The sequence below is a fragment of the Micromonospora sp. NPDC048040 genome (assembly GCF_055587185.1).
The window spans coordinates 1-4,835 of the sequence record NZ_JBVJGT010000122.1 but is presented as its reverse complement, the minus strand read 5'-3'; the positions used below and the strand labels follow the sequence as shown (position 1 = coordinate 4,835).

Below are 4,835 nucleotides of genomic sequence, written 5' to 3'. Positions count from 1 at the left end.
GCCCGGTTACATTCCGAACCCGGAAGCTAAGCCCTCCAGCGCCGATGGTACTGCACTCGGGAGGGTGTGGGAGAGTAGGACACCGCCGGACAATCTTTCGTTCAGGGCCACCCCCGTTTGGGGGTGGCCCTGAACGCATTTGTCGAGCCCGGGCCGGTCAGCGGCGGGGACGCCGGGGGCCGGCGAGCCGCAGCGCGTTGCAGACGTCGACGACACCGCGCACGTCCCAGGCGATCTCGGCGGCCACCTGCCGGGCGTCCCGGCCCGCCACGACGCCCGTGAGGATGACGACCCGGTTCTGCACGGTCACCACGATCTGCTGGCCGCGCGTGGTCCAGTCGCTGCTCACCCGCTGGGCGACCAGCGCGGCCAACCGGGCGTCCTCGTCCTCGGGCGTCGGCCGGGGCGGCTCGGGACGGAACGCGCCCTCGTCCGGGTACGGCCAGGGCATGAGCATGTGGGTGTCCTCTCGCCAGAGTGCGGGTGACGGTGTCGGCTCAGCGGGACGGCGCGTCGGCCGGCGCCGGGTGGCCGGCCCGGTCCGGTCCGGCCACGGTGGCCGTCAGCCCGGCGGGCTCGCCCGCCCCGGCCGGGGAGAGCCGCCGGACGGCCTCCTCCGGGCCGGCGAAGATCGGGAACAGACCGTCCAGCCGCATGGTGTGCAGGACGGTGAGGATGAAGCGGGACGGGGCGGCGAGGCAGAGCACGGCGCCGCGTTCGCGGGCGTCGCGATGGGCCCGGACGAGCAGGCCGAGCCCGTTCGCGTCGATCAGGTGGACCCGGGTCAGGTCGACCACGATGTGCCCGCAGACGTCGACCGCCTGCCGCAGCGCCGCCCGCAGGTCGTCGGCGATGTCGACGTCGATGTCACCGGAGGCGGTCGCCACGGCGACGTCGTCGAGGTGGTCCACCCCCAACACCCCGCCGGCCACCTGGGCGCCGCGACCGGCCTCGCCGCCGCGCCCGGCGTCCGGGCCGAGGAGGCTGCAGCGGGGGCAGCGGTGCGGGCCCGTCGCGAAGGGCGAGCCGCTCCAGCCGTGCTCGGCGACCAGGGTCCAGACGACCTCGGCGTCCGGCAGGACGCAGGCGGTTCCCGTCGTCACGTCTCCGCAGCTGTCGCAGATCAGCGTCATCGAGTTGTCGTCCGGTACGACGGTCATGATGTCTTCCTCCACGGGAGGTCGGGCGAGGCGACGCGCCGGTCCGCGACCGGCGGCGTCGGGTGGGTATCGAGGTCCGGCCGCGTCCGGCGGGCCGGCACGGGCGGCCGCCGCGGGCCCGCCGTGGCGGCCACGAGAGCGACGCCGAGGACGGCGGAGCCGGCCGGTACGGCCAGGTGCCACAGGCCGGACCGGCCGGTGTCGAGGCCGACGATGCGGGCCAGGATGACGCCGAGGACGGCGGTGACGATCCCGGCCACCAGTGCCAGCCAGGCCGGCACCTTCCGCCGGCGGGGGAGCGCCAGCCAGCCCGCCGCGGCGATGAGGAGACCCACGGCGAGTGCGGTGAGAAGACCGGCGACGGTCATCTAGCTCCCTCCTCCGCAGGGCCGGTCGGTCGACGGCTGCCGCTCCGGCGGGCCCGGCCCGACCGCGGTGACTGGCGGCCGGACCGGTGTCGTACACCACCCTGGGCAGCGCCCGTGGCGCGGGCCACGCGGTTGTATGACAGTTGCGTGACAAAACCGTCGAACGCCGGACACGGTTGGGCGCTCGCGCCCGCCTTGGGGATGATGCGGGTATGACGGGCGTGCTGGTGATCGAGGACGACGACCGGATCCGTCTGGCGCTGCTGCTCGCGCTCGAGGACGAGGGCTACGCCGTCCGGGGGGCGGCCACGGCCGAGGAGGGGCTGCGGATGCAGCGCCGGGAGCCGGCCGACAACGTGCTGGTCGACCTGATGCTGCCGGGCCTCGACGGCTTCGAGTGCATCCGGCAACTGCGCCGCGACGACGACGTACCCATCGTGGTGGTCAGCGCCCGCGACGACACCCACGACATCGTGGCGGCGTTGGAGGCCGGCGCCGACGACTACGTGGTCAAGCCGGTGGCGGTCAAGGAGCTGTCGGCGCGACTGCGGGCGCTGCGCCGCCGGGCCCGGGCGGTGCCCGCGCCCGTGCCGGTCCTCACGTTCGGCCCCTTGGAGATCAGCCCGGACGCGGGGGAGGTGCGCCGGGCCGGCCGACCGGTGCCGGTGACCCGCACCGAGTTCCGGTTGCTGTGCGAGCTGGCCGAGCACGCCGGCCGGGTGCTGTCGCGCCAGCAGCTGCTCCAGCGGGTCTGGGGCTACGACACCGGTGACGAGCGGCTCGTCGACGTGCACGTGGGTCGGCTGCGGCAGAAGATCGAGGACGACCCGGGCAGCCCCCGGCACCTGGTCACCCTGCGCGGCCTCGGCTACAAGCTGACCCGGTGAGGCGGCTCGGGCTGCGGGCCCGGGTGTCCGCCGGATTCGCCGTCGGCGCGCTGCTACTGTCGGCGTCCATGGCGCTCGTCTCGTACGAGTTGACCAGGCGGTCCCTGCTCGACGAGCGGGAGCGCACCGCGGTGCGGGCGGCGTACTTCGACGCGGCGGTGGTGCGTGCCGGGCTGGACACGGAGGACCCCGACGTCGTGGAGGTGCTGCGGTCACTCGACACCGGCGGCAACCGCCGACCGCTGTTGCACCGCGGCGACGACTGGTACGCCCGCAACGCCGACGCCGGCCTGACCGCCGCGATCCCGGTCGACCTGCAACAGCTCGTCCGGACGGGGGAGCCGGCCGTGCAGCGGGTGCGGGTCAACGGCCAACCCACCCTGCTCGTCGGCCTGCCGCTGGCCCCGTCCACCAGCTACTACGAGCTGACCTCGCTGCGCGAGCTGGACGAGACCCTCCAGGTCCTGGCGCTCGCGCTGACCGCCGTCGCCATCGTGGTCGCCGGCTCCGGCGCCGCCCTGGGCTGGTACGCCACCCGGCACAGCCTGCGCCCGTTGACCGCGGTGGCCGACGCCGCCCAGGAGATCGCCGACGGCAACTTCTCCGCCCGGCTCGCGCCGACCACCGACCCGGACCTCACCCGCCTCTCCACGTCGTTCAACCACATGGTCGACCAGCTCTCCCAGCGCATCGAGCGGGACCGCCGCTTCGCCGCCGACGTCAGCCACGAGCTGCGCTCGCCCCTGCAGACCCTGGCGGCGGCGGCCAGCGTCCTGGCCCGCCGCCGGGAGTACCTCGACGACCGGACCGCCACCGCGGCCGGCCTGGTGGCCGACGAGATCACCCGGTTCCAGCAGCTGGTCAACGACCTGATCCAGCTCGCCCGCAGCGACCAGCCGGCGGACCGGGGGCCGGTCGACGTGGCGGCGCTGGCCCGTCGGGTGTGCCAGGCGCGCGGGCTGCCGGGCGCGCTCGTGCACGCGGCCGGCGGGGCCGCCACGACCTGGCTGGTCGACCAGCGCCGCGTCGAGCAGATCCTGGCCAACCTGGTCGACAACGCGGTCCGCCACGGCGGTGGCCCGGTGGCGGTGCGGCTGTCGCAGCGGGGCGGGACGGGCATCGTCGAGGTCGACGACGAGGGGCCGGGCGTGCCCCCGGCCGACCGGGACGTCGTCTTCGACCGTTTCGTCCGTGGCCGCGCCGCGCACGCCCGCGCGGCCGGCGACGGCACCGGCCTCGGGCTCGCCATCGTCGCCCAGCACGCCGCCGCGCACCGGGGACGCGCCGGTGTGGGCGACCGTCCCGGCGGGGGCGCCCGCTTCCGGGTCGAGCTGCCCGGGGTGTCGTCGTGAGCCGCCGCGCGCGCCGGCCGGGACGGTGGCGGGGGGCCGGTGCTGCGCTCGTCGCCCTTGGGCTGCTCGTCGGCTGCGGCGTCCCGACGGAGGACACCCCCCGCACCGTGGCGCCGCCGCCCGGGCCGTTCCCCACCTCGGGCACGGTCGTGGCGACCCCGACCCCGACCCTGACGGCGGGGCGGGCGACGGCGGTGCTCTGCTTCGTCCGCGACGACCGCCTGGTGCCCGTCGAGCGCCGGGTGGACGCCACGCCCACCGTCGACGCCCAGCTCCAGCAACTGCTCGCCGGCCCGACCGCCGCCGAGCGCGACAGCGGCCTCAGCACCGCACTCCCCGGGGCCGTCGCGGCCGCCGTCGCCCGACCCCGGGGCACCGACGTCGACGTCGACGTCGGTGAGGCAGGCGACGAGACGGGCCGCAGCGACGAGGTCCTCGCCTTCGGCCAGATCGTCTGCACCCTGACCGCCCGCTCCGACGTCGACACCGTGGCGTTCCTGCGGGGCGGAGTGCCGCTCGGGGTGCCGCGCGCCGACGGCTCGCTGTCCCGGCGCCCCCTCACCGTCGCCGACTACGCCGACCTCGTCGCGCCCCGGTGACGGCCGGCCTCCCCGCCGGTCGGAGCCGCCGGGTCGCCTGCGACGGCCGGCAAGAGCAGGCGGGGCCGCCCGCCGGCGGCACCGCAGCAGGGCGGCCCGCCGGCAGACCGGCACCGGAGCAGGCGGGGCCGCTCGCCGACCGGCACCGGAGCAGGCGGGGCCGCTCGCCGACCGGCACCGGAGCAGGCGGGGCCGCTCGCCGACCGGCACCGGAGCAGGCGGGGCCGCCGGCAGACCGCCGGGGCCGGGACTGGGCAGGTGCCGATGGCGTCGCCCCCGGTCAGCCCTGGAGCGCCGGGGGAGTCATCGGATTTGCGGCGTGGAAACCCGGCCGTTCAGGGCCGGGAGGAAACGCCGCTCCCTCCCCTCGCTGATCGTCTTACATGGACGGATAGGGTGTGAGGGGTGGGTGAGGTGGTGAAGCGGGCATACAAGTACCGCTTCTACCCATCCCCTGAGCAGGCCGGGC

General features: G+C 76.0%; 7 protein-coding genes and 1 rRNA gene. 5 read left to right on the top strand and 3 right to left on the bottom strand.

All coding sequences use genetic code 11. The features are described from left to right. Positions 1 to 91, top strand: a 5S ribosomal RNA gene (rrf, locus tag ACZ6O2_RS36350); the annotation flags it as partial. A 66-nt stretch (positions 92 to 157) separates the two neighbouring features. Here rrf and ACZ6O2_RS36345 read toward each other — a convergent pair. From ACZ6O2_RS36345 to ACZ6O2_RS36335, 3 genes are read right to left on the bottom strand one after another with little or no spacing between them, the layout of a single operon-like run. Then, positions 158 to 457, bottom strand: coding sequence for a BON domain-containing protein (locus ACZ6O2_RS36345; protein ID WP_466026192.1), 300 nt, complete (start codon positions 455 to 457; stop codon positions 158 to 160). 40 nt (positions 458 to 497) lie between these two features. After that, positions 498 to 1,160: an STAS domain-containing protein gene (locus ACZ6O2_RS36340; protein ID WP_466026191.1), complete on the bottom strand. Its 663-nt coding sequence runs from the start codon at positions 1,158 to 1,160 to the stop codon at positions 498 to 500. Further along, positions 1,157 to 1,528: a hypothetical protein gene (locus ACZ6O2_RS36335; protein ID WP_466026190.1), complete on the bottom strand. Its 372-nt coding sequence runs from the start codon at positions 1,526 to 1,528 to the stop codon at positions 1,157 to 1,159. The genes ACZ6O2_RS36340 and ACZ6O2_RS36335 overlap by 4 nt, the downstream gene beginning before the upstream one ends. A 212-nt stretch (positions 1,529 to 1,740) precedes the next feature. Here ACZ6O2_RS36335 and ACZ6O2_RS36330 point away from each other — a divergent pair, with 212 nt between their 5' ends. The 4 genes from ACZ6O2_RS36330 to ACZ6O2_RS36315 all read left to right on the top strand — a co-directional run. Next, entirely contained in the window at positions 1,741 to 2,415 is a 675-nt protein-coding gene (locus ACZ6O2_RS36330) for a response regulator transcription factor (RefSeq protein WP_350686351.1), read from the top strand. After that, entirely contained in the window at positions 2,412 to 3,767 is a 1,356-nt protein-coding gene (locus ACZ6O2_RS36325) for a sensor histidine kinase (RefSeq protein WP_466026189.1), read from the top strand. Before ACZ6O2_RS36330 ends, ACZ6O2_RS36325 begins: the two co-directional genes overlap by 4 nt. Further along, complete coding sequence (locus tag ACZ6O2_RS36320; RefSeq protein WP_350707210.1) at positions 3,764 to 4,366, top strand: GerMN domain-containing protein; 603 nt, start codon at positions 3,764 to 3,766, stop codon at positions 4,364 to 4,366. The genes ACZ6O2_RS36325 and ACZ6O2_RS36320 overlap by 4 nt, the downstream gene beginning before the upstream one ends. 405 nt (positions 4,367 to 4,771) lie before the next feature. Then, positions 4,772 to 4,835 (top strand): helix-turn-helix domain-containing protein (locus tag ACZ6O2_RS36315; protein ID WP_466026193.1); only part of this gene is annotated, 64 nt, incomplete at its 3' end.

Excerpts from the sequence above, each read along its gene's own strand:
- ACZ6O2_RS36345 (WP_466026192.1), bottom strand. The coding sequence starts at position 457 with ATGCTCATGCCCTGGCCGTACCCGGACGAGGGCGCGTTCCGTCCCGAG.
- ACZ6O2_RS36340 (WP_466026191.1), bottom strand. The coding sequence starts at position 1,160 with ATGACCGTCGTACCGGACGACAACTCGATGACGCTGATCTGCGACAGC.
- ACZ6O2_RS36335 (WP_466026190.1), bottom strand. The coding sequence starts at position 1,528 with ATGACCGTCGCCGGTCTTCTCACCGCACTCGCCGTGGGTCTCCTCATC.
- ACZ6O2_RS36330 (WP_350686351.1), top strand. The coding sequence starts at position 1,741 with ATGACGGGCGTGCTGGTGATCGAGGACGACGACCGGATCCGTCTGGCG.